Raw genomic sequence first — 26507 nt, forward strand, 5'->3', positions numbered from 1 at the left:
GAAATCAAAGGCTTAAGCGCCGAAGCCCGGCCGCACGGCGGGAACTGGCCGTTTTCGCGGGGGTGCCGCGGACGCTTTCGTGCCTCAGTCGCCCGCACCCGGATTGGGCGAGAGAAGCGGCTCCTTGTCCGGCTTTCCGTCCCACTCCTTGGCGTCGGGAGGTGAATCCTTCTTCTGCGTGATGTTCGGCCATTTGGCGGCGAAATCCGCATTGATCCCGAGCCACTTCTCGAGGCCGGACTCGGTATCCGGCTTGATCGCCTCGGCCGGGCATTCCGGTTCGCAGACGCCGCAGTCGATGCATTCGTCCGGATGGATCACCAGAAAATTCTCGCCCTCGTAGAAGCAGTCGACCGGACAGACTTCCACGCAGTCCATGTACTTGCACTTGATGCAATTCTCGGTGACCACATAGGTCATGGACGTCTCCGGCCGGGGCTGGGCGATCTTGCGGATTACCAGATGAGGTCGTTCGTACGCAAGCGATCTGGCAGTGCAACATGGATAGCACCGTTGAGCCGACGGGCCACGAGCCTGTAGGAGGAGGCCGTGTCCGGCCGGAACGTGGCGGGCCGAAGGAGGCGTTGGCCATCATGAGCGTGCTGATCCTTCACGCCCTCTACATCATCGCGATCACAGCCGAGGCCATGACCGCCGCGCTCGCCGCGGGCCGTCGCAGCATGGACTGGGTGGGCGTCTGCCTGCTCGGCGCCGTCACCGCGCTTGGCGGCGGCTCGATGCGTGACGTGCTGCTCGGCCATTACCCTCTGGTCTGGGTCGCGCACCCGGAATACCTGCTGCTCACCGCAGCCGCCGCCCTCGCGACCATCGCCATCGCGCGCTTCATGCAGCGGCTGAAGCGGCTGTTCCTGTTCCTCGACGCGATCGGACTGGTCGCCTTCACGGTCATCGGCTGCAATGTCGCGATGGAGATGGGCCTGCCGGTGCTGGTCGTGATCGTCGCGGGCATGATCACCGGATGCCTCGGCGGCGTCCTGCGCGACATCCTCTGCAACGAGATCCCCCTGCTGTTCCGCAGCGAGCTCTATGCCAGTGTCGCGGTGGTGACGGGTGCCCTGTTCGTCGCGGGCCACAAGCTCGGCCTGCCGCACGACGCAGTGCTCTTCGCCTCCATGGCCATCGGCCTCGCCATGCGCCTTCTCGCCCTGCGCTACAGCTGGAACATGCCGAAATTCGTCTACAATGAGGAATGGCACTGAGCCGCACGGAGCGGGGGTGCGACAGGCGCGCATCTTGCCCGGCCTCGGCGCCAACACGATCTAGTGGGCCAAATCCGGGGCTCTCGTCCCGCCCAATCCCTCGGGGGTTTCGTCATGAACTACATGAAGACCGCCATCCTGCTGGCCGGCATGACCGCCCTGTTCATGGGCATCGGCTTCCTGCTCGGCGGCCGCACCGGCATGCTGATCGCGCTGGCGGTCGCGGCCGCGATGAATTTCTGGAGTTATTGGGGTTCCGACAAGGCCGTGCTCAACATGTACGGCGCGCAGGAGATCGACCAGAATTCCGCGCCCGATCTCTACAACATGACCTGGGAGATGACCCAGCGCGCCGGCATGCCCATGCCGCGCCTGTTCATCATCCACGAGGACCAGCCGAACGCCTTTGCGACCGGCCGCAACCCCGAGAACGCCGCGGTCGCGGTGAATACGGGCCTGCTCAACGCGCTGACACCGGAGGAAGTTGCGGGCGTCGTCGCTCATGAGCTGGCCCATATCAGGAACCGTGACACGCTCACCATGACCATCACGGCGACGCTGGCCGGCGCCGTGTCCATGCTGGCGAACTTCGCCGCCTTCTCTGGTGGCAACGGCGAGAATCGCAACGGTTTCGGCATCATCGGCACCATCGCCATGATGATCCTCGCGCCACTAGCGGCTTCCATCGTGCAGATGGCGATCTCGCGCTCACGCGAATACGAGGCCGACAAGCTCGGTGCCGAGATCTGCGGCAATCCCATGTGGCTGGCCTCGGCCCTCGCCAAGATCGCCGGCGCCCACAACTACACCCAGAACAACACGGCCGAGCACAATCCGCAGACCGCGCATATGTTCATCATCAACCCGCTGTCGGGCGAGCGCATGGACAACCTGTTCTCGACCCATCCCGATACCGGCAATCGCATCGCTGCCCTGCAACAACTCGCCCAGGCATGGGGCACGGGCGGCTATGTCCAGCAGCAGCCGGCCGCCTGGGGCAGCAACGCTCCGCGTCGCGGTCCCTGGGGCTGATCTCCCGCGCGAACCGGCCGCTTGCTGGCGGACGGTGCGCGCCCTAAACGGGCTCGATGACCAAGCGACCCCACCGCGCTGCGGCGCCCGTCCGACCGGCCGCGCATCCAGGCCTTCCCGCGCGCCGGCGCGCGTGCGACCTCGTCGACGCCGTCCTCGTCCGCCGACGGCCGCTCGACGAGGCGCTGGAGGAACGCACCGAACTCGACGCGCCCGACCGCGCGCTGGCGCGCAAGATCGCCGCGACCACGCTCCGCCGCCTCGGCAGCATCGACAAGGCGCTCGGCGAACGACTGGCCAAGGGCCTGCCTGAAGGCCTGCCACGCCTCGGGACGATCCTGCGCACGGCCGCCTGCCAGATCCTGTTCCTCGACGTACCGGACTATGCCGCCGTCGACAGCGCCGTGCGCATGGTCGAGGCGAACGGCAAGACCAAGGGCTTTGCCGGCCTGGCCAATGCCGTGCTGCGCGGCATCGGCCGCGACAAGGCGGACCTGCTTGGCGCCCTCGATCCGCTCGACGACCTGCCCGCCTGGTTGCGCGAACGCTGGATCGCCGCCTATGGCGAGGCCGAGACACGCGCGATCGCCAGCATCATCGTCGTCGAGCCGCCGCTCGACCTGACCGTGAAATCCGATCCGCGAGGCTGGGCCGGACGCCTCGGCGGCACGCTGACGCCAACCGGCTCGGTGCGACTGAAACCGGAGGGCGCGATTCCCGCGCTCCCGGGCTTTGCCGAAGGCGAATGGTGGGTCCAGGACGCCGCTGCTGCAATTCCCGCCCGCCTGCTCGGCGACGTGCGGGGCCTCGCCGTCGCCGATCTCTGCGCGGCACCGGGCGGCAAGACGGCCCAACTCGCCCTCGCCGGCGCAAAGGTCACGGCTATCGACCGGTCGCCAAGGCGGCTCGAGCGCCTTGCCGAGAACATGACGCGTCTGAAACTGGACGTGACGATGCTCGCCGCCGACGCCGCCGAGATCGAGGGCCGGTACGACGCGATCCTCCTCGACGCCCCGTGCACGGCCACCGGCACGATGCGCGGCAATCCCGATGTCATGCACCTGAAATCGATGACCGATGTCGAAGGCCTCGGCCGCCTGCAGGCGCGCCTGCTCGACCGCCTCGGCGATCTGCTGAAGCCCGGCGCCCGGGCGGTCTACTGCACCTGTTCGCTGGAACCGGAGGAGGGAGAGAACCAGATCGCCGCCCTGCTGGCCCGCGACGACAGGCTCACGCTCGACCCGATCCGCCCCGACGAAATCGACGGCATCGCCGCTTTCGTCACCCCTACCGGATACATGCGGACCCTGCCGAGCCACTGGCCCGCCACGGACGCGGCGCTCGCGGGCCTCGACGGCTTCTTCGCCGCCCGGCTGCTGCGGCGCGCCTAGAGTCCCCCCGGCTCCACCGTTTACCCTTCGCAGAGAGCGAAGCCATAGGCTCCATCGTCCATGTCCGGCACCGCCCTCCTCCTCACGCAGGCCCTCCTCTATTTCGGCGTCATGGCGGCGCTGTTCCGCCTGCGCCGTCTCCTCGGGCTCGGCGTCTTCCTGTGCGCCCTCGGCGTCATGCACTTTCTGGAGACCTATCTCGCGGCGGTCTTCTTCATCGAACTGCCTTTCGGCCTGCTGTCGCCGGGCTCGACGGTGCTGTTTTCGGGCAAGCTGGCGATCATCCTGCTGTTCTACATCCGCGAGGACGCCGAAACCGTCCGCCAGCCGATCTATGGCCTGCTGATCGGCAATTTCCTGATGGTCGCGCTGGTGGCGACGCTGCAGCTCTACGGTCCGCCGGTCTCGCTGCCCGGCTACAATTCAGACCTCACCCTGATCAACCAGATGGGCGTGCTGATGATCTGGGGCACGACGCTGCTCTTCGTCGATGCCATCGCGCTGATCCTGATCTATGAGAAGCTCCGCAGTCTGTTGCCGACCTCCGTCGTCCTGCGCTCCTGCATCAGTCTCGGGCTGATCCTGAGCTTCGATCAGGTGGCCTTCTTCACCGGGCTGCACGTGGTGACGGGCACGCCGCTGAGCGCGCTGACCGGCGGCTGGGTGGCCAAGATGGGCGCCGCCGTCGTCTATGCCGCGCTGATCGGCCTCTATCTCGCCCTGCTGGAACGGGACGCGGCCGAACCCTCCGCGCAGCCTCTCTCGGACACGTTTTACAAGCTCACCTATCGCCACAAATACGAGGAACTGCTCGACCGCAGCGGCCAGGACGTGCTGACCGGCGCCCTCACGCGCGAGCGGTTCGAGGCGCTTGGCCAGCCGACCCTGGCGCGCTCGCTGGCGGCCGGCCACAAGACAAGCCTCGCAATCTTCGACATCGACCATTTCAAGAGCATCAACGACCGCTACGGCCATGTCGCCGGCGATGAGGTGCTGCGGCGCGTCGTCGACTGCGCGCGTGCGGAAATCCGCGGCGACGATCGCGTCTTCCGCTATGGCGGCGAGGAATTCGTCGTGCTGTGCGAGAACATGACGCACGACGCGGCCCTCGCTGCTGCCGAGCGGATGCGCATCGCCGTCAGCCAGACTCTGGCGCGGGAGTTCGAGGCCGAGCCGACGATCAGCATCGGCGTCGCGACCTTTCCCGACGACGCGGCCAGCATTCGCGGCCTCGTCGCGCATGCGGATGCCCATCTCTACGAGGCCAAGCGGCAGGGCCGCAATCGCGTCGTCGGCAACCGCCCGGCGCGAATGGCCGAGACTGGGCAAGACAGGGCCAGATGAGGACCTGGCCCTGCTCCGGACAGGGCGGGCCGCGACGTTCGGTGAACCCACCGGGCCCGACGCCGACCCCCTCGCGGTCGCGCGCGTCATCCGTTATGGTTCGCGCGCTTCGCCATTCCCGATGTGCCGACCATCACAGGGCTTCCGCATTGACCGCTCCGCTGTCCCGCCGCTCCGCCGTGCTGCTCATCGTCGCGGGTTCGCTGGCGCTCGGCGCCTGTGGCCGGCGCGGCGGTCTCGAATTGCCCGGGCCGACGCCCCATCCGGTCGGCGGCCCGACCCCGCCCACGCCGCCGCGCGCCGCCGCGCCGGCGACGCAGGTCGCCGCTGATCCCGCGAACCCGCCGCAGCGGCAGCCCGCACCGCGGCCGAACTACGATCCCAACCGCCCGGTGGGTCGCGGCCAGATCCTGCCCTCCGGCACCTTTGTCCTCGACCCCCTGCTCTGACGCCCTCCCATGCATCACTTCGCCTATCGTGACGGCGTCATGCACGCCGAGGACGTGTCGCTCGACCGCATCGCGGCCGAGGTCGGCACCCCCTTCTATTGCTATTCGACGGCGACGCTGGAGCGGCACTACCGCGTCTTCTCGGAGGCCTTCGCCGGGATCGACACGCTCGTCTGCTATGCGATGAAGGCCAATTCCAACCAGGCCGTCATCAAGACACTGGCGCGGCTCGGCGCCGGCATGGACGTCGTTTCGGGCGGCGAACTGAAGCGGGCGCTGGCCGCCGGCGTTCCGGGCGAGCGGATCATGTTCTCCGGCGTCGGCAAGACCGAGGCCGAGCATCGCGCGGCGCTGGAAGCCGGCGTCTTCTGCGTCAATGTAGAGAGCGAGCCGGAGGTCGAGCAGCTCTCGCGCGTCGCATCCGCCATGGGATGCACCGCGCATATCTCGTTCCGGGTGAACCCCGACGTCGACGCGAAGACCCACGCCAAGATCTCCACCGGCAAGAAGGGCGACAAGTTCGGCATCCCGATCTCGACGGCGCGCGAGGCCTATGCCCGCGCCGCGAAACTGCCCGGCATCCACGTCGCCGGCATCGACATGCATATCGGCTCGCAGATCACCGATCTCGCCCCCTTCGACAATGCCTTCGCGCTGATGGCCGAGTTCGTCGGCACGCTGCGCGCCGACGGCCATGTCATCGACCATGTCGATGTCGGCGGCGGCCTCGGCATTCCCTACAAGGACGACAACGAGCCGCCGCCCGACCCCATGCGCTATGCCGAGGTGGTGAAGCGCCATACCGCCGGCCTCGGCGCCAGGGTCGTCATGGAGCCGGGCCGCATGATGGTCGGCAATGCCGGCATCCTCGTCACCCGCGTCATCTACGTGAAGCGGACGGAAGGCCACGCCTTCGTCATCGTCGATGGCGCGATGAACGACCTGATCCGCCCGACGCTCTACGAGGCCCATCACGAAATCCGGCCGGTGAAGGAGCCGGAACCCGGTGCGCCGAAGCCCAAGGTCGACGTGGTCGGCCCCATCTGCGAAAGCGGCGACTATCTGGCCCTCGGCCGCAAGCTGCCGGAGGTGAAGCCCGGCGACCTGATCGCGGTGATGACCGCCGGCGCCTATGGGGCGGTGCAGGCCGGCACCTACAATACCCGCCCGCTATCGCCCGAAGTGCTGGTGCGCGGCGCGGATTTCGCGGTCGTCCGGCCCCGCCTCGACGTCGATGCGATCATCGCCATGGATCGGCTGCCGGAATGGATGTGACGGGGGCAGCCACGGTGGAGCATCCGCCGAGCCCGGCGCCTGCCCCTGTTCCCCGCGTCTCGGTCGTTGCGCCCTGCTTCAATGAAGCCGACGGGCTGCGCGCCTTCTACCAGCGCTGCACCAGTGCCTGCCGCGTTGCGGTGGGCGAATCCTACGAGATCGTGCTGGTCGATGACGGCTCGTCGGATGGCACCTGGCCTGCCATCGAGGCGCTGGCCTTGGCCGACGACCACATTGTCGGCCTGCGTCTTCTGCGTAACCACGGACACCAGCTTGCCTCCACCGCCGGTCTGGCGGCGGCGACAGGCCAGCGCATCCTGCTGATCGATTCCGACCTGCAGGCCCCCCCGGAACTGCTCGCCGAGATGATGCGGCTGATGGACGCCGGCGCCGACGTTGTCTACGGCCTGCGCACCGACCGGGCCGGCGAGAGCTGGTTCAAGCGGGCCTCGGCCAGCGGGTTCTACCGCATGCTGTCCTGGCTGGCGGATGCCCCTATCCCGCGCGATGCCGGCGACTTCCGGCTGATGACGCGGACCGTGGTCGATGCCTTCCTGCTCATGCCGGAACATCACAGGTTCATCCGCGGCATGGTCAGCTGGATCGGCGGCAGACAGGTCCCCCAGCCCTATTCCCGCTCGGAGCGTCATGCCGGCGTGACCAAGTATCCGCTGGGCAAGATGGTTCGCCTCGCCATCGACGCGGTGACCAGCTTCTCGATCCGGCCCCTGCGCGTCGCGCCATGGACCGGGATCGCCTTCGCGCTGCTGGCGATGGTGATCTTCGCCTATACGCTGGTGCAATGGGCGCGCGACCACGTCATCGACGGCTGGACCAGCCTCATGGTGGCGACCACGCTGTTTTCCGGGGTGCAACTCATCGTGCTCGGCATATTCGGCGAGTATCTGGGGCGGCTGGTCCAGGAGGCCAAGAACCGGCCGCTCTATCTGGTGGCCGATGTCAGGCATGGTCGCCGGCTCCACGCGGTGCCCGCCGCGTTTTCCAGTTTGCCGCCATCCGAGCAGCAAGCGCTGAGCCTCGCCTGGCGCGACCACGGGCAGAGCGGCTCCGCCTCGTCAGTCATCGGTCGCTAGCCGATGCGCCGCGTTGCGCTCTTCGGCGCGGTCGGTCTCGCCAACACCGCCATCGACTTCCTCGCCTTCCTGTTTCTGGCCCAGACGGCGGGCGTTCCGCCCCTGTTCGCCAATGCGGCGAGCTTCACCCTTGGCGCGGCCAACAGCTACATCCTCAATCGCCTGGTCACCTTTGCCGATGCCGCGGCCCCCGTCATATCAGCACGGGCCATGGCGCGCTTCGCCGCCGTGACGATCGTCAGTCTGACCCTCTCCTCGCTCGCGCTCGCGGCCGGGCTCGCCCTCTCGCTCGGGGTGGTTCCGGCCAAGATCGTGTCGGTCGTCATCACCTTCGTGGTGAGCTTCCTGCTCAATCGCTACCTCGTCTTCTCGCCGGCAGTCCGCCCGAAGCGCTGACGGCAGACGGGGCCGAACGTCGCATTGACCGGTGCCGTGGAAGGCGCTTCAAGCACGCCTAATCGGCCCCGAAGGAGGTTTCCATGCTGCCAGACCGGCTTGTCAACGGCTACGCCGCGTTTCTCGAAGGCCGCTTCCCGCAGGAATCGGAGCGCTACCTGCGCCTCGCCGAGACCGGGCAGAGCCCGCGAACCATGATCGTCTCCTGCTGCGACAGCCGCGTCTCGCCCGAGGTCATCTTCGACGTCGGACCGGGCGAATTGTTCATCGTCCGGAACGTCGCCAATCTCGTGCCCCCCTACGCACCGGACGGCAACCAGCACGGCACCTCGGCCGCGCTCGAATTCGCCGTTCAGGCCCTGCGCGTCTCCGACATCGTCGTGCTCGGCCACGCCCAGTGCGGCGGCATCCGCGCATCCGTCGACGAGGATCAGGAACCGCTCTCGCCCGGCGACTTCATCGGCAAGTGGATGTCGATGATCTCGCCGGCCATCGAGCGGCTCGGGCCCCGCGGCGGCCGCTCGATGACCGACTATCTCCGCGAACTGGAGCTCGCCGCCGTCGTCAACTCGCTCGCCAACCTGCGCACCTTCCCCTGCGTGCAGATCCTGGAGGAGCGCGGCAAGCTGAAGCTGCACGGCGCCTTTTTCGGCGTCGCCACCGGCGTTCTGAGCGCGCTGGACGAGGCGACCGGCGTCTTCTCGCCCGTTCTCGACAAGCCGGGGCGCGTGTTCTCCTGCAGCGCTGCCGGCTGATCCGCGTCAGCGCCGCTTTCTCTCCGCCGCCGCGCTGCTAGGCTGCGCGGCAGGCCCCGCCGTTCGAAGCGGGGCGCGGAGGAAGCCGCATGAAGGCGCTGGTGATCCACGGCCCCCACGACCTCAGGCTGGAGGAGCGGCCGGTCGCGCCGCTCCAGGCCCATGAGGTCGCCGTCAGGATCGGCGCGGGCGGCATCTGCGGTTCGGACCTGCACTATTTCCACAATGGCGGTTTCGGAGCTGTCAGGCTCAAGGAGCCGATGATCCTCGGTCACGAGATCGCCGGAACGGTGGAGCGCGTCGGCGATGCCGTCTCGTCCGTCAGGCCCGGGGACCGGGTGGCGGTGAACCCGTCCCGCCCCTGCGGTGCCTGCCGCTACTGCCTCGAAGGCCGTCAGAACCACTGCCTGAACATGCGGTTCTATGGCTCGGCCATGCCCTTTCCGCATATTCAGGGGGCTTTCCGCGAGATTCTCGTTTGCGACGCGGTGCAGGCGCACACCGTCGGCGACCAGATTTCGCTGGGCGAGGCCGCCTTCTGCGAACCGCTGGCGGTCTGCCTCCACGCGGCCCGGCGCGCCGGGCCGCTGCTTGGCAGGCGTGTGCTCGTCACCGGTTGCGGACCGATCGGCGCGCTCTGCGTGCTGGCGGCGCACGCCGCGGGCGCGGCGGAGATCGTCGCCACCGATATCGCGGACGCGACGCTGGCGGTGGTGACGAAACTCGGGGTTGCGAAGACCCTCAACACGGCTGCCGACCCGGAGGCCCTGAAACCCTACGAGGCCGACAAGGGGGCGTTCGACGTGATGTTCGAGGCCTCCGGCAACATGAAGGCGCTGACCGGCGCCTTCGCCGCGCTCAGGCCGCAAGGCGTCATCGTGCAGGTCGGCACGGGCGGCGACTTCACCCTGCCGATCTCGGTGCTTGTGGCCAAGGAATTCGAGTTGCGCGGCACGTTCCGCTTCCACGAGGAATTCTCAACCGCCGTCGCGATGATCTCGTCGCGCCGCATCGACGTGCGGCCGCTCCTGACCGCAACGCTGCCGATGGACCGGGCCGTGGACGCGTTCCACCTCGCCTCCGACCGCTCCAGGGCGATGAAGGTGCAGATCGGGTTCTAGGTGTTATCAGAAGCGATAGGTTTCGCGTAGAATCTCAAAAAGCTGACGCGCAGAATCCTCGGTCAGTTGGATTGTCTGGCTCAGTTTTCCCGGTATTTCGCGCTCGCTGGAACCCATTGTATCGATTTGGACAATGGGCGACTTGCTCGCATCGCCAAATGTTTTCACCTTGGCGACGACTTGGGTCGGGTGAAGGCGACCATCACCCGGTGCTTTCTCAAACCGAGTGATGATCGCCATTTCTGCCTCACGCGGTCGCCTTGATCACCTTGGCGACCTTCTCGGTCAGTTCGCCGATCTGCGCCTCGGTGACGATCAGCGGTGGGGTGACGGCGATGGTGTCGCCGGCCGTGCGGATCATCAGGCCCTCGTCGTGGAAGGCGCGGTCGATGCACTCGAAGCCGCGCTTGCCGACGCCGCCCTTGTTCGGCTCGAAATCGACCGCCGCCGTGAGGCCGACCTGCCGGATGTCGAGCACGCCGGGAATGTCGCGCCATGCGGAGAACACCGCATCGGCCCAGACCGGCTCCAGCGCCTTCGAGCGCTCGAACAGGCCCTCGTCGCGATAGAGGTCGAGGGTCGCGAGGCCCGCCGCGCAGGCGAGCGGATGGGCGGAATAGGTGTAGCCGTGGAACAGCTCCACGACATGCTCCGGCCCGGTCATGAACGTGTCGTAGATGTTCTTGCGGGCGATGACGCCGCCCATCGGAGCGACCGCATTGGTGACACCCTTGGCGAAGGTGATGATGTCGGGCGTCACGCCGTAGCGCTCGGAGGCGAACGGCGCGCCGAGGCGGCCGAAACCGGTAATGACCTCGTCGAAGATCAGGAGGATGTCGTGCTTGTCGCAGAGTTCGCGCAGGCGCTTGAGATAGCCCTTCGGCGCCGGCAGAACGCCGGTGGAGCCGGCCATCGGCTCGACGATGACCGCCGCGATGGTGGAGGCGTCGTGCAGCGCGACGATGCGCTCGAGGTCGTCGGCGAGATGGGCGCCCCATTCCGGCTCGCCCTTGGAGAAGGCCTGCTCGGCGCGATTATAGGTGTGCGGCAGATGGTCAGCGCCGGAGAGCAGCGTGCCGAAGAACTTGCGGTTCGGCACGATGCCGCCGACCGTGATGCCGCCGAAACCGACACCGTGATAGCCGCGCTCGCGGCCGATCAGGCGGGTCTTGGAGCCCTTGCCGCGGACGTTCCAGTAGGCCAGTGCGATCTTCAGCGCCGTGTCGGCCGCTTCCGAACCCGAGTTGCAGAAGAACACATGGTCGAGATCGTTCGGAGCCAGCGCCGCGATGCGGCTCGCCAGCTCGAAGGCCTTGGGGTGGCCGTACTGGAAAGTCGGCGAGAAATCGAGCTCGGCCGCCTGCTTCTGGATCGCCTGGACGATGGGATCGCGGCCGTGGCCGGCATTCGAGCACCAAAGGCCCGCCGTGCCGTCCATGATCTGCCGGCCCTCGGGCGTGTAGTAGTACATGTCCTTGGCGCGCGAGATCATGCGCGGGCGCGCCTTGAACGCGCGATTGGCCGTGAACGGCATCCAGAAGGCCTGGAGATCGTTCGGAATGGCCGTGGCGGCGCTATCGTCGGCGCCAACCACGCGCAGGGCGCTCGTCTTGGACATCAGTCAATTCTCCGGAAGAGGCGGGATGGAGAATGACCATACCAAGGGCAGAACCGCGGGCAAGATGAGATGCGGAAGGGGAGGGATGCGGGCCCGCCGAGCCCGCCGGGCGGTTCCAGCGCGCGCTTCTCCGAAGAAGGAATTCCACGATCCCGGCCCCGTCACCCCTTCAGGAAGGCCAGCCGCTCATCCGCCCGCGCCGGGGCGATGTCGAGGATTTCGGCGGTCACCACGCCCTCGGCAACGAACGGGTCTTCCAGAACGCGGGCTTCGAGATCGGCCTTCGACAGGTTGTGGGCGAGAATGACGCCGCCAAGGCCGGGCTGGAGGCTGCCGGCCAACAGGAAGACGCCGTCGTCGAAGCCGCGCCGCAGCCAGCTATTGTGCCCTTCCATGAGCTGCGAGGCGCGGGATCGGTCGGCAAATTTCAGCGTGGCGATGAACATGTCGCGGGCTCCGTCAGGCGTTCGGAAGCGAAGGGTCGCGTCTCGCAAGGCCGGGTAGTTCACCCGCCAGCCAGGTCTCCATGGCGGCGACCTCGCGGCGGATGAAGGCTTCGTCGCGAAAGGCCGTGGCCAATGCGGCAATGCCCTGACTGCGGACGAGGAGATGCAGGGCGAGCCTCTCGGCGTCATCGTCGCGGCCAAGCGCGCTGAACTGCTGTGCGAGCCAGTCGCGAAACAGGCCGAAGAGCTCTGTCGCCCGGTCCTTGGCAACGTGGTCGAGCTTGGCGAGTTCGCTGCACAGCGTGCCCACCGGGCAGCCGTGCGCCATGATCCCGGCGCGGTTGGCGATGAGCATGTGGATGAAGCCGGCGATGCGTCCCACGGGCTCATCGGCGCCTGCCGCCCACCCCGCCAGCATGGCCCGGGTTTTCGCCATGCGGAGATCGATGACCGCCTCGAGAATCTCGTCCTTGGTCTTGAAGTGGTAATAGAAATTGCCGCGCGACAGACCGACGGCGGCGGCGATATCGGCAAAGGAGGTCGCCTCGAAGCCGCGCTCGTAGAAGAGCGTGTCCGCTGCCTCGGTGATCTGCCGACGGGTCTCTGTCGCGGCCACGTACATCCTCGTTGTGAGCCTGCCCCGTTCGGGCGACCAGCGCCCACTTTAGGTCATGCGTCCTACGCAGGGGTAGGACACATGACCTACATGTGTCAATCCCGCGGCCTCCTGCATTCCTGCGGCGTCCCAGGCGGAACCGGCTCACGACAGCCCCCCGTTTGACCGAGCCGTCTAGGTCAGCCGTCTTCCGGTCTCGCGACCGCATATCTCCGTGCGGCCCGGACGCAGAGCAGCCGCCCTTGAGCCGGGCACCACCAGCCATCCGCATCTGCTATTGACCCGGCCCTTCGAGATAGCAGGTCCGCAACATGTCGCCGTCGTCCGCCGAACCCGTAGCCGCCACGCGTGACATCGACGGTCCAGCCGCGTGGTTCCGCCTGCTGGTCGCCGTCGCGCTCGGCACGATCGGCGGCGTCGGCAGTTGGTCGGTCGTGGTGGTTCTGCCGGCCGTGCAGGCCGATTTCGGCGTCGCGCGCGGCGACGCTTCACTGCCTTACACGATGGCGATGATCGGCCTTGCCGTCGGCGGCGTGTTCCTCGGCAAGGTGACCGACCGGATCGGCATCATGCTGCCTGTGGCGGCCGCCGGAATCATGATCGGCCTCGGCTATGTCATCGCAGGACTTGCACCCAATATCTGGGTCTTCGCTCTCGCCCATGGCCTGTTCATCGGCATGGTCGGCGCGGCCGTCGTGCTCGGGCCGCTGATGGCCGACGTGTCGCTGTGGTTCAACCGGCGACGCGGCATCGCCGTGGCGCTCTGCGCATGCGACAATTACCTCGCCGGCGGAATCTGGCCGCAGGCCGTGCGCTTCATGCTCGATGCCTATGGCTGGCGCGTCACCCACTTCATCATCGCAGGCGTCGTGGTGGCGACGATGACGCCGCTGGCCCTGCTGCTGCGCCGCAGGGCGCCGGCTGCCGCGTCCCCCGCCGGCCCGGCAAGCCCGGTCGCGAAACCGGGCACGGGGGCAATGCCGCTGGGCCTGCCGCCCAATGTCCTGATGGCGGCCCTGTTCGTCGCCGGCGTCGCCTGCTGCGTCGCGATGGCCATGCCGCAGGTCCATATCGTCGCCTATTGCGCTGACCTCGGCTACGGCGTCGCCCGCGGCGCGGAAATGCTGTCGCTGATGCTCGGCCTCGGCATCATCAGCCGCATCGGCACCGGCTTCATCGCCGACCGGATCGGCGGTCTGGCGGCGCTATTGCTGGCGTCATGCCTGCAGGGCGTGGCGCTGCTCCTGTTCCTGACCTCGAGCGAACTGACCTCGCTCTACATCTTCTCGGCGCTGTTCGGCCTGTTTCAGGGCGGCATCATCCCCTGCTACGCCATCATCGTCCGCGAGTACTTCCCGCCCGGCGAGGCGGCGTACCGGGTCGGCGTGGTGCTGATGGCGACGCTGATCGGCATGGCGCTGGGCGGCTGGCTGTCCGGCGTCATCTACGACCTGACGCGGTCCTATCAGGCCGCCTTCGTCAACGGCATCCTGTGGAACGCGGTCAATCTGGCGACTGTCGGTTGGCTGCTGTGGCGGCGCGAAAGGCTGGCCCGCGACACCGCATTGCAGGCCTCCTGAGGCAGGCAAACGGGAAAGGCCGCCCCACCTGGCGGCGGGGCGGCCTCCCTCCTGTCCACTCTTTCGAGCGCCGCGCCGGTTTGGGGCTTCACCGCCCCGTCCGTCGCAAGGACAGGCAGCGGCCTCGGGGAGGCCGCCGCGAAAACTCACATCACCACGACCCGCGTTCCGACACGGACCCGGCCGTACAATTCCATCACGTCCTCGTTGCGCATGCGGAAACAGCCCGACGACACCGCCTGTCCGATGGTCCAGGGCTCGTTGGAGCCGTGAATGCGATAGAGCGAGGATCCGAGATAGAGCGCGCGCGCGCCGAGCGGATTGGCGGGGCCTCCGGCCATGAAGCGCGGCAGGTCGGGGCGGCGGCGCAGCATGTCGGCGGGCGGACGCCAGTCCGGCCACTCGGCCTTGCGCGTCACCGTCTTGGTGCCGGTCCAGCCGAAGCCCGGCCGGCCGATGCCGACACCGTAGCGGCGAGCCATGCCGCCGGCCTCGACGAGGTAGAGATAGCGCTCGCGGGTATCGATGACGACCGTGCCGGGGCGATGGCTCGTGCGATACTCGACCGTCTGCGGTAGGTAGCGCGGATCGATGGACGGGCGGATGCTGGTGCGGCTGCGCAGCGCCTGCTCAACCTCCGGGGCGTACGCCGCATGCTGGTGCGGGGCGTGGATCGGTCGCACCGGCTCCAGGCCCGGCGCGACCGCCACGGACCTCTGCTCGAAAGGGCCGCGAACCTGCGCGACAGGGGGCGTGGCGCGGACGACGCCCGGGCCGGGATCGTGGGCGCGGGAATCGGGAACCCGGCGCGCGGTGGCGATGGGGCCGGCCGGCGGCTGGCCGCCATTATAGAGGAATTCGATGAAGCCGCCGCCCATGTCGCCGGCGCGGCGGGCGCCGGCGATCTGGCCGTGGGCGGGCTGAAGGGTGGCGGCGGACACCGCGCAGAAGGCCGCGAGCGCGGCCGGCAGGCTGAGCTTGGACATCGACGGACTCAAGTGAACACACACGTCGACGGGCGGGAGGCGCCGTCTCTCATCCGCGATGGAAAGCCCAAGGTCCCCACCGAATGGTAAACGGCGCGGGCCGACGGGCGGCCTTTCCGTCAACCATCTCGCCAAAGTCTTCCTCAAGGTTAACCGGCGGTTCAAATGAGCCGGAACGGTCGGCATCGAGTGCGTTAACGTTCTGTCATCCTTAACATTTTTTCCAATTGTGCCTTAGCGATCTGTGGCATTTCGCCAACCCCACCTTAACCCTCCGCGCCCAAGGCTTGGCCAGTCCGGACCAGAAGGCCCGGGCCGCCTTCTCATGCCTCCGGGTCCTTCATGCGCGCGTCGAAGAGAGCCTTCCGTATCGAATCCTATTCCCACCCGCCGGATGCGATGGCCTTCCCGGCCTTCACAGGCGAGGGCCATCAGGAGATCATGGCCGAGCTGAAGGCGCTGCGCGCCCTGATCAAGCCCGAGGAAGTCTCCAAGCAGGTCATCGAGGCCTACCGGACCGAGATGCAGGAGGCGCTCAAGCTCAAGACCGAGCTCGACCAGATCTGGGAGGCGATCAACCAGACCAAGCACGAGATCGCCACGCTCCACGTCACCGGCTTCCAGGGCAAGCAGATGACGCGCGTCACGCACGAGCTGGACGCCATCGTCTCGGGAACCGAGGACGCGACGGAAGGCATCCTGTCGGCGGCGGAAGGCATCGACCAGATCGCCGGCCAGCTCGCCGCCAAGCTGAAGAGCGTGCAGGATCGCGCGGCCATCGACGATATCCAGCAGCGGATCATCACGATCTTCGAGCACTGCAACTTCCAGGACCTGACCGGCCAGCGCATCACCAAGGTCGTGAACACGCTGAAGTTCATCGAGGAACGCATCGTCAAGATGATGGACATCTGGGGCGGGCTCGACAGCTTCAGGGATGTCGAGATCGACGGCATCGCGGACGCCACCGGCGATGCGGCGCTGCTCAACGGCCCGAAGATCGCCGGCGAGAGCGGCCATGCCAGTCAGGACGACATCGACGCGCTGTTCAACTGACGTTGCGTCCGCCTGAGCTGCGCGCCTGTCATTGCCGAAGTTTAACCCGATAGCCGCGGGTTCGGCTCATCGTTGCCCAGATTCCGCCCGCACCTGCGGCCATGTAGCATCGGACCGTTCCTGTCCGCCCCCCTTGATTCGGGCCCGATGCGCTTTTCCCTCGCCCTTCTCGCGTTCTGCTCGCTCGCCGCGCCCGCCATGGCGCAGGCGCCGGGCGCCGCCGACCAGGCGACAACCGAGCACCGCGCGCGCCAGGAGGAACTCGCCCGCATCCGCGCCGGCCTCGAGCGCGCCGAGGCCGCGCGCTTTCGCATTTCGACCGAGATCGAGACCATGCGCGCCGACCGCGCCGCGCTGGTCAAGGCGGGCATCGAGACGGCGGCGCGCCTGCGCGAGGCCGAGGCGCAGGTCGCCGAGAGCGAGACGCGGCTAATGAGCCTCGACCAGCGCCAGGGCGAGCTGCGGACGTCGCTGCACGACCGGCGCGAGCTGATCGGGCAGGTTCTGGCCTCCCTCCAGCGCATGGGCCGCCGCCCGCCGCCGGCCATGCTGGTCGGGCCCGACGATGTCCTGAAGAACGTCCGCACGGCCATGCTGCTCGGCACGCTGGTGCCGGAAATGCGCGAGGCGGTGGGCATTCTCGCGCGCGATCTGGAAGAACTGTCGGTCCTGCGCCGGTCCATCGCGGAGAACCGCGAGCGCCTGCGCACCGAGTTGGCCTCGCTCGGCACCGAGCGGATCCGACTGGATGCCCTGTCCGAGGCGCGCCAGCGCCAGCTGGTCGATGGCGAGAAATCGCTGGAGGCCGAGAAGGCGCGGGCGTCCGATCTCGCCCGACAGGCCGGAAATCTCGAACTTTTGATCGGCCGCATGGAGACCGAGATCTCGGCGGCCCAGCGCGCGGCGGACGCTGCCCGCACCACCGTCATCGCCCGCGGGGCCACGGCGACCGACCGGCGCCAGCAGATGGCCGCCCTGCAGAACGCCGCCCGCATGACCCCCGCAATGCCCTTCGAGCAGGCGCGGGGCCGGCTCGGCATACCGGTTCTGGGCGTCCGGCTACGCGATTTCGGCGCTCCCGACGGCCATGGCGGCACCGAACGCGGCCAGTCCTTCGCCACACGCCCCGGAGCTTCGGTGACGGCCCCCTCGGACGGCTGGGTCGTCTATTCGGGGCCGTTCCGCACCTATGGACAACTCTTGATCCTGAATGCCGGCGGCGGGTATCATGTGGTTCTTGCAGGTATGGACAGGATCACCGTGGATCTCGGCCAGTTCGTGCTGGCGGGCGAGGCGGTCGGCGTGATGGGCAACGCTCCGCCTCCCACCTCGGCAGTCACGACCGGTTCCTCGCAGCCGGTGCTCTACGTCGAATTTCGCAAGGATGGGTCGAATGTCGACCCCGCGCCTTGGTGGTCCCCGCGGACACCCGGCGTCCAGGCCAATGAAAGGGTTCGCGGATGATGCGCAAAGCTTCGATCCTTCTCGCAGGGGCCGCCATGGGGGCGCTCGCGACCGTGGCGGTCACGCAGCCCCGGGCCATCCTCGGGATGGACGCCAATGCCGCGGCTTCCGACACCTACCGCCACATCAACCTGTTCGGCGACATCTTCGAGCGCGTGCGCACCGACTATGTCGAGAAGCCGGATGACGCCAAGCTGATCGAGGCGGCGATCAACGGCATGCTGACCTCGCTCGACCCGCATTCGAGCTTCATGGACGCGCGCAACTTCCGCGACATGCAGGTGCAGACGCGCGGCGAGTTCGGCGGCCTCGGCATCGAGGTCACCCAGGAAGAGGGCCTGATCAAGGTCGTCTCGCCGATCGACGACACGCCGGCCTCCAAGGCGGGCATTCTCGCCAATGACATCATCACCCACATCGACAACGAGCCGATTCAGGGCCTCACCCTGCAGCAGGCGGTCGAAAAGATGCGTGGCCCGGTGGGCTCCAAGATCACCATCCGCGTCAACCGCGCCGGCACCCCGCCGCGCGACATCGAGATCACCCGCGACCGCATCGTGATCCGCGCCGTCCGCCACCAGATCCTGGGCGACGATGTCGGCTATGTCCGCGTCACGCAGTTCAACGAGCAGACGACCGAGAGCCTCCGGCGCGCGATCGAGGACATCAAGGCCAAGGTGCCGGCCGACAAGCTGCGCGGCTATGTGCTCGACCTGCGCCTCAATCCGGGTGGCCTGCTCGACCAGTCGATCTCGGTCTCCGACGCCTTCCTCGAGCGCGGCGAGATCGTCTCGACCCGCGGCCGCAATGCCGAGGAAACGCAGCGCTGGAACGCCCGCTCGGGCGACCTGACCGGCGGCAAGCCGGTCATCGTGCTGATCAACGGCGGTTCGGCCTCGGCCTCCGAGATCGTTGCCGGCGCGCTGCAGGACCACCGTCGCGCGACGGTGCTCGGCACGCGCTCCTTCGGCAAGGGCTCGGTGCAGACCATCATCCCGCTCGGCAGCCAGGGCGCGCTGCGCCTGACCACGGCGCGCTACTACACGCCGTCCGGCCGCTCGATCCAGGCCCGCGGCATCGACCCGGACATCGTGCTCGAACAGCCGGTGCCGGAGGAGCTGCGCGCCCAGGCCCAGGCCACCGAGCGCCGCAGCGAAGCGGGCCTGCGCGGCCATCTGCGCAATCAGGGCGGCGAGAGCAACGAGGTGCGTTCGCCGACCGAGGTCTATGTGCCGCGCGAGCAGAAGGACGACATGCAGATCAAGCGCGCGCTCGAACTGCTGCGCGGCGAGGCGACCGATCCGGCCTTCCCGCCGAGCCAGCGCGCCGCAGCCGCGCCGGCAGCGGGCGCGACGCCGGCCGCTCCGACGACGCCCGCGGCCCCTGCTGCTCCGGCTCCCGCGCCGTCCCGCTAACGGCTTCGGCCCGGACCGGCAGACATTCCAGACCCCCGGTCAGCAATGGCCGGGGGTTTTCTCAACCCCGACCCCTTGCTGCCTCGCCATGTCCCTCTCTTCGTCGCAGACCGCCCTGTTCGCCGACACGGTGCTGTCGGCCTACCGCTCGGGCCGCCAGATCGCGCCCCTGAGCACCACGGAGCCGACTTTCACCGTCCGCGACGGCGAGAGGGTCGCCCATGAGGTCGCACGCCGTCGCGTCGCCGCCGGCGAGCGGATCATCGGCCGGAAGATCGGCTTCACCAACCGCACCATCTGGGACGAGTACAAGGTCTATTCGCCGATCTGGGGACCGGTCTATGACACGACGTTCCGGGATGTGTCCGGCCCGGCGGAGGCGGCCATCGGCCACCTCGTCGAGCCGCGCATCGAACCGGAGATCATCCTCGGCTTCACGGGCCCGGTGACGGCGGCCATGGACGACCGCGCCATCCTCGGCGCGGTCGGCTGGGTCGCGCACGGCTTCGAGATCGTGCAGTCGCTGTTTCCCGGCTGGATCTTCCAGGGCTCCGACTGCCAGGCGGCCTTCGGGCTGCACGGCGCGCTGTTCTGCGGGCCGCGGACGCCGGTGGGCGGCGATCCCGGCCGCTGGCTGGAGGCGCTCAGCACCTTCGCCATCACCATTGCCCGCAACGGCGAGACACTCGACCGGGGCGTCGCGGCCAATGTGCTGGATGGGCCGCTCTCGGCGACCCGCCATCTCGCGGGCGTGCTCGAAGCCGACCCGCAGGCGACGCCGATCGGCGCGGGCGAGATCATCACCACCGGCACGGTGACGCGCGCGTTTCCCATCGCGCCCGGCGAGGAATGGTCGACCACGGTGGAGGGCATCGACGTCCAGCCGATGCGCCTCGCGCTGGTCTGAACGGATCAGGTCTCGACCATCGCGCGCGGCGGCTTGCGGTCGCCCTCGCTGCCGGCCATGAACTGCGCCTTGGCGAGGTTGGCGAAGACGCCGCCCTGCGCCACCAGTTCCTCGAACGTGCCGCTCTCGATGACGCGGCCCTGATCGAAAACGAGGATGCGCGTTGCGTGCCGGATGGTGGCGAGACGGTGGGCGATGACGAAGGTCGTGCGTCCCTTCATCACCTCTTCCAGCGCCGCCTGCAGCTTCTGCTCGGTGGTGGCGTCGAGCGCCGAGGTCGCCTCGTCGAGGATCAGCACGGGCGGGTCCTTGAGGAGCGCGCGCGCGATGGACAGGCGCTGGCGCTCGCCGCCCGACAGCGAACGGCCGCGTTCGGCGACCTCGGTGTCGAGCCCGTCCGGCTGACGCTTGAGGAAGTCCATCGCCTGCGCCCGCTCGCAGGCCTGCCAGATCTCGTCGTCGGTCGCCTCGGGGCGGCCCACCTGCAGGTTCTCCTTGATCGTCCGCGCGAACAGCATCGGCTCCTGGAACACGACGCCGATATTGCGACGGAGCGAGACCAGCGTGATGTCGCGGATATCGTGACCGTCCATGGTGACGCGGCCGGATTGCGGATCGAAGACGCGGTGGAGCAGCGACAAGGTCGTGGACTTGCCCGAACCGGTCGAGCCGACCAGCGCGATGGTGTCGCCGGGCTGCGCGACGAAGGAGAGGTCCGCCACCGCCGCGCGCTTGCCGTCATAGGAGAAGGAGACGTTCTCGAAGGCCACCGTGCCGGCGACACGGCCGATATCGACGGCGTTCGGCCGATCGTGGACCTGCGGGGTGGTATCGATGACCTCGAAGAAGTCCTTGATCTTCGGGCCTTCGAGGAAGACGGCGTTGATGAAACCGACCAGCGCCTCCAGCTTGCCGATCAGCATGGTGGCGAAGCCCATGAAGGTGACGATCTCGCCGATGGTGGCGAGGCCGTTGATGTGCAGCCAGGTGCCGATCAGGAAGATCGACAGCACCGTCAGCGTCGCCGAGGCGCGCGAGGCGACCGCCGCGATGGCCCACCACGACAGAACCGGAATCTGCGCGGCGAGCAGCGCGTCGATGGTCGCGCGCATGGCGCGGACCTCGGCTTCGACGCGCGTGAAGGACTGGATCACCGGCACGTTGCCGAGAGCGTCGGTCGCCCGCTCCGCGAGGGCGTTGTGATATTCCTGAACCTTGCCCTGAAGGCTCTCCGTCCGCCGCAGCACCCAGCTGGTCAGGATGAAGAAGAAGAACACCATCACCACCAGGACCGAGCCGAGCCGCCAGTTCACCCAGAGCGAGACGGGGACCAGGATCACCAGCGCGATCATCGAGGCGCAATGCTCGCGCAGGAACGACAGCAGCAGCCAGGCCATGGCGTTCGAGCCTTCGAGCATCTGCTTGAGCAGGCGGCCCGAATGCGCGCCGGAATGGTAGCTGAGCGGCAGGTTCAGCACGTGCTCGAAGAAATGCTGCATGAAGGCGAGGCGCCGGCGATGCGACATGCGGTCGGCATGGAGCGCGACCAGGACGCCGGCGGCGATGGTGAACAGGCCGAACACAACCCAGGCCGTCACCAGCGGCAGGATCTCGGACCAGGTCACCGTGCGCCCCCGCGCCTGCGCGCCCGTGAGCGCATCGATGATCCGCCCGAACAGGATCGGCTCGGCGAACATGATGCAGGCAAGCGCGATGTTGCAGAGGAGCAGGACCATGCCGAGGCGCTGCTCGGGCCCGAGTTGCCGCAGCACGCGCCAGTAGACTTTCAGGAGTGACATCAGGCGCCTCGGTCGTTCGCGGGCCCTGCCCGCTTCATGCCCTGTGAAACATGCCGTTCAACGCGCCGCAAGGGCTGCGGTTTCCCGCTCAGAACGGGCGCCCCGCGCCGGGCCCCGGCAGGCCGAGATGGGCCGAGACTGTTGCCGCGATGTCGGCAAAGGACTCCCGGTCGCCGATAGACCCCGCCGGCTGGCCGGGACCGAAGGCGAGGATGGGCACGTGCTCGCGCGTGTGATCGGAGCCCGGATAAGTCGGATCGCAGCCGTGATCGGCCGTGACGAATACGAGGTCGCCCGGCTTCAGGCGTTGCCGCAACTCCGGCAGCCAGCCGTCGAACGCCATCAGCGCCCGCCCATAGCCTTCGGGATCGCGGCGATGGCCATAGAGCGAGTCGAAATCGATGAAATTCGCCATCAGCAACCCGCCGTCGCGCAACCGGTCGAGGGCCGCAAGCGTCGCCGCGCCGATGGCCGCGTTGCCGTTAGCCTTCACCTCCTCGCCCGTGCCGATATGGGCAAAGATGTCGCCGATCTTGCCGACGGTGACGACATGCCGCCCGGCGTCGGCGGCGATCTGGAGAAGCGTCGGTGCCGGCGGCGCAACGGCATAGTCGCGGCGGTTGCCGGTGCGGACGAAATCCGTGGCGCCGGATCCGACGAAGGGCCGCGCGATCACCCGCCCGATACCGAGCGGATCGACCAGACGCCGCGCGATCAGGCAGAGCTGGTAAAGCCGCTGAAGCCCGAACGCCTCCTCGTGCGCCGCGATCTGCAAGACGGAATCGGCGGACGTGTAGAGGATCGGCCTGCCGGTCCGCACATGCTCCTCGCCGAGTTCGGCGATAATCTCCGTACCCGAGGCGTGCTTGTCGCCAAGAATGCCAGGAAGCCGCCCTTCACGGATGATCGCCTCGGTCAGATCAGTCGGAAAGCTGGGCTCGGTGCTCGGGAAATAGCCCCAGTCGAAAGTGACCGGCACGCCCGCGATCTCCCAGTGTCCGGACGGCGTGTCCTTGCCGCGCGACGTCTCGACGCCGAACCCGAAGCGGCCCCTTGGCGGGCCGGCGATCTCGAGCCCCGGTGGAACCCGTCCCGTCGACTGTCGCGCCGCCTCGCCTAGGCCCAGTGCCGCGAGGTTCGGCAGCGCGAAGGGCATCCCGGTCGCGGCGAACCACTCCGCGACATGGCCGAGCGTGTCCGCGCCAGCGTCGCCGTAGGCGGCCGCGTCGGCACTGGCGCCGATGCCGGCCGAATCGAGGACGATGACGATGGCGCGGGCCATGGCTCAGCCCGTGATCCGGGCCTGGACCAGCGCGCCAATGACCGCGCCGCCCGCGCCGAGGGTCACGGCCTTCGCGATCATCGCCGCAGCCGCATCGAAACCCGCCTCGTCACGGGCATGGATCATCGCCAATGGCTGGCCGGGTTCGACCGCATCTCCGAGCGCGACGATGTCGGTGAGCCCCACGGCGTGATCGACGGGGTCGGCGGCGCGCGTGCGCCCGCCGCCGAGCGCCACCACGCTCATGCCCACGGCGCGGGTATCGACCTTCGTCACCACGCCGGCCTTGTCGGCCAGAACCGGCCGCACCAGCGGCGCGCGCGGCAGATGCTTGTCGGGGTGTTCCATCAGATCGGCGGGGCCGCCAAGCGCCGTCACCATCTGCTGGAAGATCTCGGCGGCGCGGCCATTGGCGAGCACGCGCTCCAGCTTGCCCAGCGCGGTATCGAGATCGGGCGCGAGCTTGCCGAGCACCAGCAGTTCGGAGGCGAGCGCCATGGTCACGCCATGCAGGCGGCTCTCGCGATAACGGCCTTCGAGATAGTCGACGGTCCAGCGCACCTCCACCGCATTGCCGGCGGCGTTGGCCAGCGGCTGGTCCATCGGCGTCACCAGCGCGACCGTGGGCAGGCCCGCGCCGCCCGCGACCGCCGCGATGCTCTCGGCAAGTTCCTTCGAGCGCGGAAACTCCGGCATGAAGGCGCCGGAGCCGGTCTTCACGTCCATCACCAGCCCGTCGAGCCCGGCGGCAAGCTTCTTCGACAGGATCGAGGACGTCAGAAGCGGAATGGTCTCGACCGTCGCGGTCACATCGCGCACGCCGTAGATGACCTTGTCGGCGGGGGCGAGATCGGCGGTCTGCCCGATGATCGCGCAGCCGATATCGCGCACGGTGCGCCGGAACAGATCGCGGTCGGGCGTCGCATTGTAGCCGGGGATCGATTCCAGCTTGTCGAGCGTGCCCCCGGTATGGCCGAGGCCACGGCCGGAGATCATCGGGACGAAACCGCCCGCCGCCGCGACCATCGGCGCGAGCATGAGCGAGACCACGTCGCCGACGCCGCCGGTCGAATGCTTGTCGAGGACGGGACCCGGCAGGTTCAGGTCGCGCCAGTCCAGCGTCACGCCGGAGCGGACCATGGCCTGCGTCAGCGCCACGCGCTCGGGCATGGCCATGCCGCGAAAGAACACCGCCATGCAGAAGGCGGCGACCTGCGCGTCGGTCACCGTGCCCTCGCCGATTCCGGCGACGAAACCGGCGATGGCTTCGTCCGACAGCCTGCCGCCGTCGCGCTTCTCGCGGATGATCTCCTGCGGGATGAAGGTCATGCCGCACCTCCCGCCGCCGTGAGCAGAACGTCGAGCAGGCCGGACGCACCGAAGCGGAACGTGTCGGGCGTCGCCCAGTCCGGACCCATCCTCCGGTCGGCAAGGTCGAGATAGGCGCGCGCATCGGCGAGCGTGCGGATGCCGCCCGAGGGCTTGATGCCGACCCGCCGGCCAGAGGCGGCGATCTCGTCCAGCATGATCGCCACGGCCTCGGGGGTCGCGGAGGTCTGGGTCTTGCCGGTCGAGGTCTTGATGAAGTCGGCGCCGGTGCCAATGGCGATGCGCGCGGCTTCCCGGATCAGGTCGGGGGTTTTCAGCTCGCCGGTTTCGAGGATCGTCTTCAGCGTGCGGGTCGGCGGCACCGAGGCGCGAACCGCGCCGAGCAGAGCGCCGACCACCTCGCGCCGGCCAGCGGCGAGCGCCCGCCACGGCAGCACCAGATCGATCTCGTCGGCGCCGTCGAGCAGGGCGTAGCGCGCCTCGTCGGCCGCGCCCATCACGTCATCGTCGCCGGCGGGGAAGTTGACGACCGTGGCGACCTTGACCGGCACGCCCTTCAGGAGACGCCGCGCCTGCGGCACGAATCCGGCCCACAGGCAGACGGCCGCGACCGGGCCCGCAGGCGTTGCGGCGCGCGCGCAGAGCTTTTCCACGCCCGCCTCGTCGAGCCCGTTGGAGAGGTCGGTCAGGTCGAGCAGCGCAATGGCGCGGCGGGCAAGGTCTGAATCGCTCATCGAACTGGCATCGGTCATGCGGCAAGCCTTGCAAGGAAGCCTCGGATCACCGCCTCCATGGCGGCGGCCCCCTGATGGGCCACAGCCTTGGTCTCGGCGTGCGAGGGCGCATGCGCCGCCATGCCGGCGGCATAGTTGGTGATCATCGACAAGGCCGCGACGGGGAGACCCGCATGGCGCGCCAGGATCACCTCCGGAACTGTCGACATGCCCACCGCATCCGCGCCGAGGCCACGCAGCGCGCGGATCTCGGCCGGCGTCTCGAAGCTCGGCCCGGTCACCCAGACATAGACGCCCTCGTGCAGTGCGATGCGCGCGGCGGCCGCGCCATGGGCGAGGGCGGTGCGCAGGCCGGGGTCGTAGGCGTCGTTCATCGGCACGAAACTGGCGTCGCCGGAGAGGCCAACCAGCGGATTCGGTCCGAACAGGCTGATATGATCCTCGATCGCCATGATGCTGCCCGGCGGCATGTCGGCCCTCAGCGAACCCGCGGAATTGGTCAGCAGCAGGGCGCCGACGCCAAGGTCGGCAAAAGCGTCGATGGCGGGCTTCATCGCGCGGGGATCGCCGCGCTCGTAGGTGTGAACGCGTCCCTGCATCATCGCCACGCGCCGGCCCTCCAGCGTCCCGATCACCAGCCGCCCGGCATGGCCGGTGACGCCGGAAAGTGGAAAGCCGGGCAGGTCGGCATAGGCGATGGCGACCGGCGTCTCGACCGCCTCGGCCAGCGGCCCGAGCCCGGTGCCGAGCACGACCGCGCAGTCGATCGGCGTATCGCCGGCAATGGCGCGGATGGTGGCGGCGGCGCTCATGCGAGATTGTCCGGGCCGAACGAGTGCGGCAGCAGCTCGCCGAGCGTGAAGCTGCGCCGGATGCCCTGCGGCCCCGCGATATGAATCGCGGCCATGTCGGGCGCGAATTCGCGCAGGCGCTGCCGGCAGGCGCCGCAGGGTGTGCAGAGCGGCTCGCCGTCGCCGACCACCAGCACCTCGGTTATCGCCCGGTCGCCGCCGAGCACCATGGCGGCGATGGCGCCGGCCTCCGCGCAGGTGCCGACGGGATAGGCGGCGTTCTCGACATTGGCGCCCGCATAGAGCCGGCCCGAGACCGCGCGCACCACCGCGCCGACCCGGAAGCGCGAATGCGGCGCATAGGCCGCCGCCTGCGCCTGTCTCGCCATCGCAAACATCTCGTCGAG

27 protein-coding genes are annotated in these 26507 nt (G+C 68.4%); 15 read left to right on the forward strand and 12 right to left on the reverse strand.

Annotated features, from left to right (window positions below):
- Nucleotides 1-84 precede the first annotated feature (84 nt).
- Nucleotides 85-420, reverse strand: a complete 336-nt coding sequence (fdxA, locus tag JNK84_RS19105) for a ferredoxin FdxA (RefSeq protein WP_293426775.1) — start codon at nucleotides 418-420, stop codon at nucleotides 85-87.
- Between the two features lie 173 nt (nucleotides 421-593).
- Here fdxA and JNK84_RS19110 point away from each other — a divergent pair, with 173 nt between their 5' ends.
- From JNK84_RS19110 to JNK84_RS19155, 10 genes are all read left to right on the forward strand, one after another.
- Nucleotides 594-1220: a trimeric intracellular cation channel family protein gene (locus JNK84_RS19110; RefSeq protein WP_293426778.1), complete on the forward strand. Its 627-nt coding sequence runs from the start codon at nucleotides 594-596 to the stop codon at nucleotides 1218-1220.
- 114 nt (nucleotides 1221-1334) lie between these two features.
- On the forward strand, nucleotides 1335-2252 hold the full coding sequence (gene htpX, locus JNK84_RS19115; protein WP_293426781.1) for a zinc metalloprotease HtpX: 918 nt from the start codon (nucleotides 1335-1337) through the stop codon (nucleotides 2250-2252).
- Nucleotides 2253-2308: 56 nt separating this feature from the next.
- Complete coding sequence (locus JNK84_RS19120) at nucleotides 2309-3643, forward strand: RsmB/NOP family class I SAM-dependent RNA methyltransferase (protein WP_293426784.1); 1335 nt, start codon at nucleotides 2309-2311, stop codon at nucleotides 3641-3643.
- A gap of 60 nt (nucleotides 3644-3703) precedes the next feature.
- Complete coding sequence (locus JNK84_RS19125) at nucleotides 3704-4987, forward strand: GGDEF domain-containing protein (RefSeq protein WP_293426787.1); 1284 nt, start codon at nucleotides 3704-3706, stop codon at nucleotides 4985-4987.
- Between the two features lie 149 nt (nucleotides 4988-5136).
- Nucleotides 5137-5436 carry an LPS translocon maturation chaperone LptM gene (gene lptM / locus JNK84_RS19130; protein WP_293426790.1) on the forward strand — a complete coding sequence of 100 codons (300 nt, stop codon included), beginning with the start codon at nucleotides 5137-5139 and terminating at the stop codon, nucleotides 5434-5436.
- Nucleotides 5437-5445: 9 nt separating this feature from the next.
- Nucleotides 5446-6711 (forward strand): diaminopimelate decarboxylase, encoded by a 1266-nt coding sequence (gene lysA, locus JNK84_RS19135; protein WP_293426793.1) that lies wholly within the window; start codon nucleotides 5446-5448, stop codon nucleotides 6709-6711.
- The gene (locus JNK84_RS19140) at nucleotides 6708-7805 is read left to right on the forward strand and encodes a glycosyltransferase family 2 protein (RefSeq protein WP_293426796.1); all 1098 of its coding nucleotides are present in this window, start codon (nucleotides 6708-6710) and stop codon (nucleotides 7803-7805) included. Before lysA ends, JNK84_RS19140 begins: the two co-directional genes overlap by 4 nt.
- A gap of 3 nt (nucleotides 7806-7808) precedes the next feature.
- On the forward strand, nucleotides 7809-8201 hold the full coding sequence (locus JNK84_RS19145; protein WP_293426799.1) for a GtrA family protein: 393 nt from the start codon (nucleotides 7809-7811) through the stop codon (nucleotides 8199-8201).
- Nucleotides 8202-8284: 83 nt separating this feature from the next.
- Nucleotides 8285-8956, forward strand: a complete 672-nt coding sequence (locus tag JNK84_RS19150) for a carbonic anhydrase (RefSeq protein ID WP_293426802.1) — start codon at nucleotides 8285-8287, stop codon at nucleotides 8954-8956.
- A gap of 89 nt (nucleotides 8957-9045) precedes the next feature.
- The gene (locus JNK84_RS19155) at nucleotides 9046-10077 is read left to right on the forward strand and encodes an L-idonate 5-dehydrogenase (RefSeq protein WP_293426805.1); all 1032 of its coding nucleotides are present in this window, start codon (nucleotides 9046-9048) and stop codon (nucleotides 10075-10077) included.
- A 6-nt stretch (nucleotides 10078-10083) separates the two neighbouring features.
- Here the strand turns inward: JNK84_RS19155 and JNK84_RS19160 are convergent, their stop codons facing one another.
- From JNK84_RS19160 to JNK84_RS19175, 4 genes are all read right to left on the reverse strand, one after another.
- A complete protein-coding gene (locus tag JNK84_RS19160) occupies nucleotides 10084-10317 on the reverse strand; it encodes a hypothetical protein (protein WP_293426808.1) in 234 nt (77 codons plus the stop codon).
- A gap of 7 nt (nucleotides 10318-10324) precedes the next feature.
- Nucleotides 10325-11695, reverse strand: coding sequence for an aspartate aminotransferase family protein (locus tag JNK84_RS19165; protein WP_293426811.1), 1371 nt, complete (start codon nucleotides 11693-11695; stop codon nucleotides 10325-10327).
- Nucleotides 11696-11856: 161 nt separating this feature from the next.
- Entirely contained in the window at nucleotides 11857-12141 is a 285-nt protein-coding gene (locus JNK84_RS19170; protein ID WP_293426814.1) for a YciI family protein, read from the reverse strand.
- 13 nt (nucleotides 12142-12154) lie between these two features.
- Nucleotides 12155-12757 (reverse strand): TetR/AcrR family transcriptional regulator, encoded by a 603-nt coding sequence (locus JNK84_RS19175; protein WP_293426817.1) that lies wholly within the window; start codon nucleotides 12755-12757, stop codon nucleotides 12155-12157.
- A 311-nt stretch (nucleotides 12758-13068) separates the two neighbouring features.
- On the opposite strand from JNK84_RS19175, the gene JNK84_RS19180 reads away from it, so the two are divergent.
- Nucleotides 13069-14337 carry an MFS transporter gene (locus JNK84_RS19180; RefSeq protein ID WP_293426820.1) on the forward strand — a complete coding sequence of 423 codons (1269 nt, stop codon included), beginning with the start codon at nucleotides 13069-13071 and terminating at the stop codon, nucleotides 14335-14337.
- Nucleotides 14338-14483: 146 nt separating this feature from the next.
- Here JNK84_RS19180 and JNK84_RS19185 read toward each other — a convergent pair whose 3' ends face one another.
- Nucleotides 14484-15323, reverse strand: coding sequence for a L,D-transpeptidase (locus tag JNK84_RS19185; RefSeq protein WP_293426823.1), 840 nt, complete (start codon nucleotides 15321-15323; stop codon nucleotides 14484-14486).
- Nucleotides 15324-15665: 342 nt separating this feature from the next.
- On the opposite strand from JNK84_RS19185, the gene JNK84_RS19190 reads away from it, so the two are divergent.
- The 4 genes from JNK84_RS19190 (at nucleotide 15666) to JNK84_RS19205 (ending at nucleotide 20165) form a co-directional block, all read left to right on the forward strand.
- A complete protein-coding gene (locus JNK84_RS19190; RefSeq protein ID WP_293426826.1) occupies nucleotides 15666-16379 on the forward strand; it encodes a protein phosphatase CheZ in 714 nt (237 codons plus the stop codon).
- A 147-nt stretch (nucleotides 16380-16526) separates the two neighbouring features.
- On the forward strand, nucleotides 16527-17843 hold the full coding sequence (locus tag JNK84_RS19195) for a murein hydrolase activator EnvC family protein (RefSeq protein WP_293426829.1): 1317 nt from the start codon (nucleotides 16527-16529) through the stop codon (nucleotides 17841-17843).
- The gene (locus JNK84_RS19200; RefSeq protein ID WP_293426832.1) at nucleotides 17840-19258 is read left to right on the forward strand and encodes a S41 family peptidase; all 1419 of its coding nucleotides are present in this window, start codon (nucleotides 17840-17842) and stop codon (nucleotides 19256-19258) included. The genes JNK84_RS19195 and JNK84_RS19200 overlap by 4 nt, the downstream gene beginning before the upstream one ends.
- A gap of 88 nt (nucleotides 19259-19346) precedes the next feature.
- Nucleotides 19347-20165 (forward strand): 2-keto-4-pentenoate hydratase, encoded by an 819-nt coding sequence (locus JNK84_RS19205; protein WP_293426834.1) that lies wholly within the window; start codon nucleotides 19347-19349, stop codon nucleotides 20163-20165.
- Between the two features lie 5 nt (nucleotides 20166-20170).
- On the opposite strand, the gene JNK84_RS19210 is transcribed toward JNK84_RS19205, so the two are convergent.
- The 6 genes from JNK84_RS19210 to cdd form a co-directional block, all read right to left on the reverse strand.
- Complete coding sequence (locus JNK84_RS19210; RefSeq protein WP_293426836.1) at nucleotides 20171-21964, reverse strand: glucan ABC transporter ATP-binding protein/ permease; 1794 nt, start codon at nucleotides 21962-21964, stop codon at nucleotides 20171-20173.
- Between the two features lie 88 nt (nucleotides 21965-22052).
- On the reverse strand, nucleotides 22053-23246 hold the full coding sequence (locus tag JNK84_RS19215; protein WP_293426838.1) for a phosphopentomutase: 1194 nt from the start codon (nucleotides 23244-23246) through the stop codon (nucleotides 22053-22055).
- A 3-nt stretch (nucleotides 23247-23249) separates the two neighbouring features.
- A complete protein-coding gene (deoA, locus tag JNK84_RS19220) occupies nucleotides 23250-24575 on the reverse strand; it encodes a thymidine phosphorylase (RefSeq protein ID WP_293426840.1) in 1326 nt (441 codons plus the stop codon).
- Complete coding sequence (gene deoC / locus JNK84_RS19225; RefSeq protein ID WP_293426843.1) at nucleotides 24572-25327, reverse strand: deoxyribose-phosphate aldolase; 756 nt, start codon at nucleotides 25325-25327, stop codon at nucleotides 24572-24574. The genes deoA and deoC overlap by 4 nt, the downstream gene beginning before the upstream one ends.
- A complete protein-coding gene (locus JNK84_RS19230; protein ID WP_293426846.1) occupies nucleotides 25324-26121 on the reverse strand; it encodes a purine-nucleoside phosphorylase in 798 nt (265 codons plus the stop codon). The genes deoC and JNK84_RS19230 overlap by 4 nt, the downstream gene beginning before the upstream one ends.
- Nucleotides 26118-26498 carry a cytidine deaminase gene (gene cdd / locus JNK84_RS19235; RefSeq protein WP_293426988.1) on the reverse strand — a complete coding sequence of 127 codons (381 nt, stop codon included), beginning with the start codon at nucleotides 26496-26498 and terminating at the stop codon, nucleotides 26118-26120. The genes JNK84_RS19230 and cdd overlap by 4 nt, the downstream gene beginning before the upstream one ends.
- Between the last annotated feature and the right edge of the window lie 9 nt (nucleotides 26499-26507).

This window comes from Phreatobacter sp. (assembly GCF_016793595.1).
In the GTDB taxonomy this organism is placed as follows: domain Bacteria; phylum Pseudomonadota; class Alphaproteobacteria; order Rhizobiales; family Phreatobacteraceae; genus Phreatobacter.

Bases quoted from the DNA above. Each gene is read 5' to 3' on its own strand.
- fdxA (WP_293426775.1), bottom strand. From the start codon at position 420: ATGACCTATGTGGTCACCGAGAATTGCATCAAGTGCAAGTACATGGAC.
- JNK84_RS19110 (WP_293426778.1), top strand. From the start codon at position 594: ATGAGCGTGCTGATCCTTCACGCCCTCTACATCATCGCGATCACAGCC.
- htpX (WP_293426781.1), top strand. From the start codon at position 1,335: ATGAACTACATGAAGACCGCCATCCTGCTGGCCGGCATGACCGCCCTG.
- JNK84_RS19120 (WP_293426784.1), top strand. From the start codon at position 2,309: ATGACCAAGCGACCCCACCGCGCTGCGGCGCCCGTCCGACCGGCCGCG.
- JNK84_RS19125 (WP_293426787.1), top strand. From the start codon at position 3,704: ATGTCCGGCACCGCCCTCCTCCTCACGCAGGCCCTCCTCTATTTCGGC.
- lysA (WP_293426793.1), top strand. From the start codon at position 5,446: ATGCATCACTTCGCCTATCGTGACGGCGTCATGCACGCCGAGGACGTG.
- JNK84_RS19145 (WP_293426799.1), top strand. From the start codon at position 7,809: ATGCGCCGCGTTGCGCTCTTCGGCGCGGTCGGTCTCGCCAACACCGCC.
- JNK84_RS19150 (WP_293426802.1), top strand. From the start codon at position 8,285: ATGCTGCCAGACCGGCTTGTCAACGGCTACGCCGCGTTTCTCGAAGGC.
- JNK84_RS19155 (WP_293426805.1), top strand. From the start codon at position 9,046: ATGAAGGCGCTGGTGATCCACGGCCCCCACGACCTCAGGCTGGAGGAG.
- JNK84_RS19160 (WP_293426808.1), bottom strand. From the start codon at position 10,317: ATGGCGATCATCACTCGGTTTGAGAAAGCACCGGGTGATGGTCGCCTT.
- JNK84_RS19165 (WP_293426811.1), bottom strand. From the start codon at position 11,695: ATGTCCAAGACGAGCGCCCTGCGCGTGGTTGGCGCCGACGATAGCGCC.
- JNK84_RS19170 (WP_293426814.1), bottom strand. From the start codon at position 12,141: ATGTTCATCGCCACGCTGAAATTTGCCGACCGATCCCGCGCCTCGCAG.
- JNK84_RS19180 (WP_293426820.1), top strand. From the start codon at position 13,069: ATGTCGCCGTCGTCCGCCGAACCCGTAGCCGCCACGCGTGACATCGAC.
- JNK84_RS19185 (WP_293426823.1), bottom strand. From the start codon at position 15,323: ATGTCCAAGCTCAGCCTGCCGGCCGCGCTCGCGGCCTTCTGCGCGGTG.
- JNK84_RS19190 (WP_293426826.1), top strand. From the start codon at position 15,666: ATGCGCGCGTCGAAGAGAGCCTTCCGTATCGAATCCTATTCCCACCCG.
- JNK84_RS19195 (WP_293426829.1), top strand. From the start codon at position 16,527: ATGCGCTTTTCCCTCGCCCTTCTCGCGTTCTGCTCGCTCGCCGCGCCC.
- JNK84_RS19200 (WP_293426832.1), top strand. From the start codon at position 17,840: ATGATGCGCAAAGCTTCGATCCTTCTCGCAGGGGCCGCCATGGGGGCG.
- JNK84_RS19205 (WP_293426834.1), top strand. From the start codon at position 19,347: ATGTCCCTCTCTTCGTCGCAGACCGCCCTGTTCGCCGACACGGTGCTG.
- JNK84_RS19210 (WP_293426836.1), bottom strand. From the start codon at position 21,964: ATGTCACTCCTGAAAGTCTACTGGCGCGTGCTGCGGCAACTCGGGCCC.
- JNK84_RS19215 (WP_293426838.1), bottom strand. From the start codon at position 23,246: ATGGCCCGCGCCATCGTCATCGTCCTCGATTCGGCCGGCATCGGCGCC.
- deoA (WP_293426840.1), bottom strand. From the start codon at position 24,575: ATGACCTTCATCCCGCAGGAGATCATCCGCGAGAAGCGCGACGGCGGC.
- deoC (WP_293426843.1), bottom strand. From the start codon at position 25,327: ATGACCGATGCCAGTTCGATGAGCGATTCAGACCTTGCCCGCCGCGCC.
- JNK84_RS19230 (WP_293426846.1), bottom strand. From the start codon at position 26,121: ATGAGCGCCGCCGCCACCATCCGCGCCATTGCCGGCGATACGCCGATC.
- cdd (WP_293426988.1), bottom strand. From the start codon at position 26,498: ATGTTTGCGATGGCGAGACAGGCGCAGGCGGCGGCCTATGCGCCGCAT.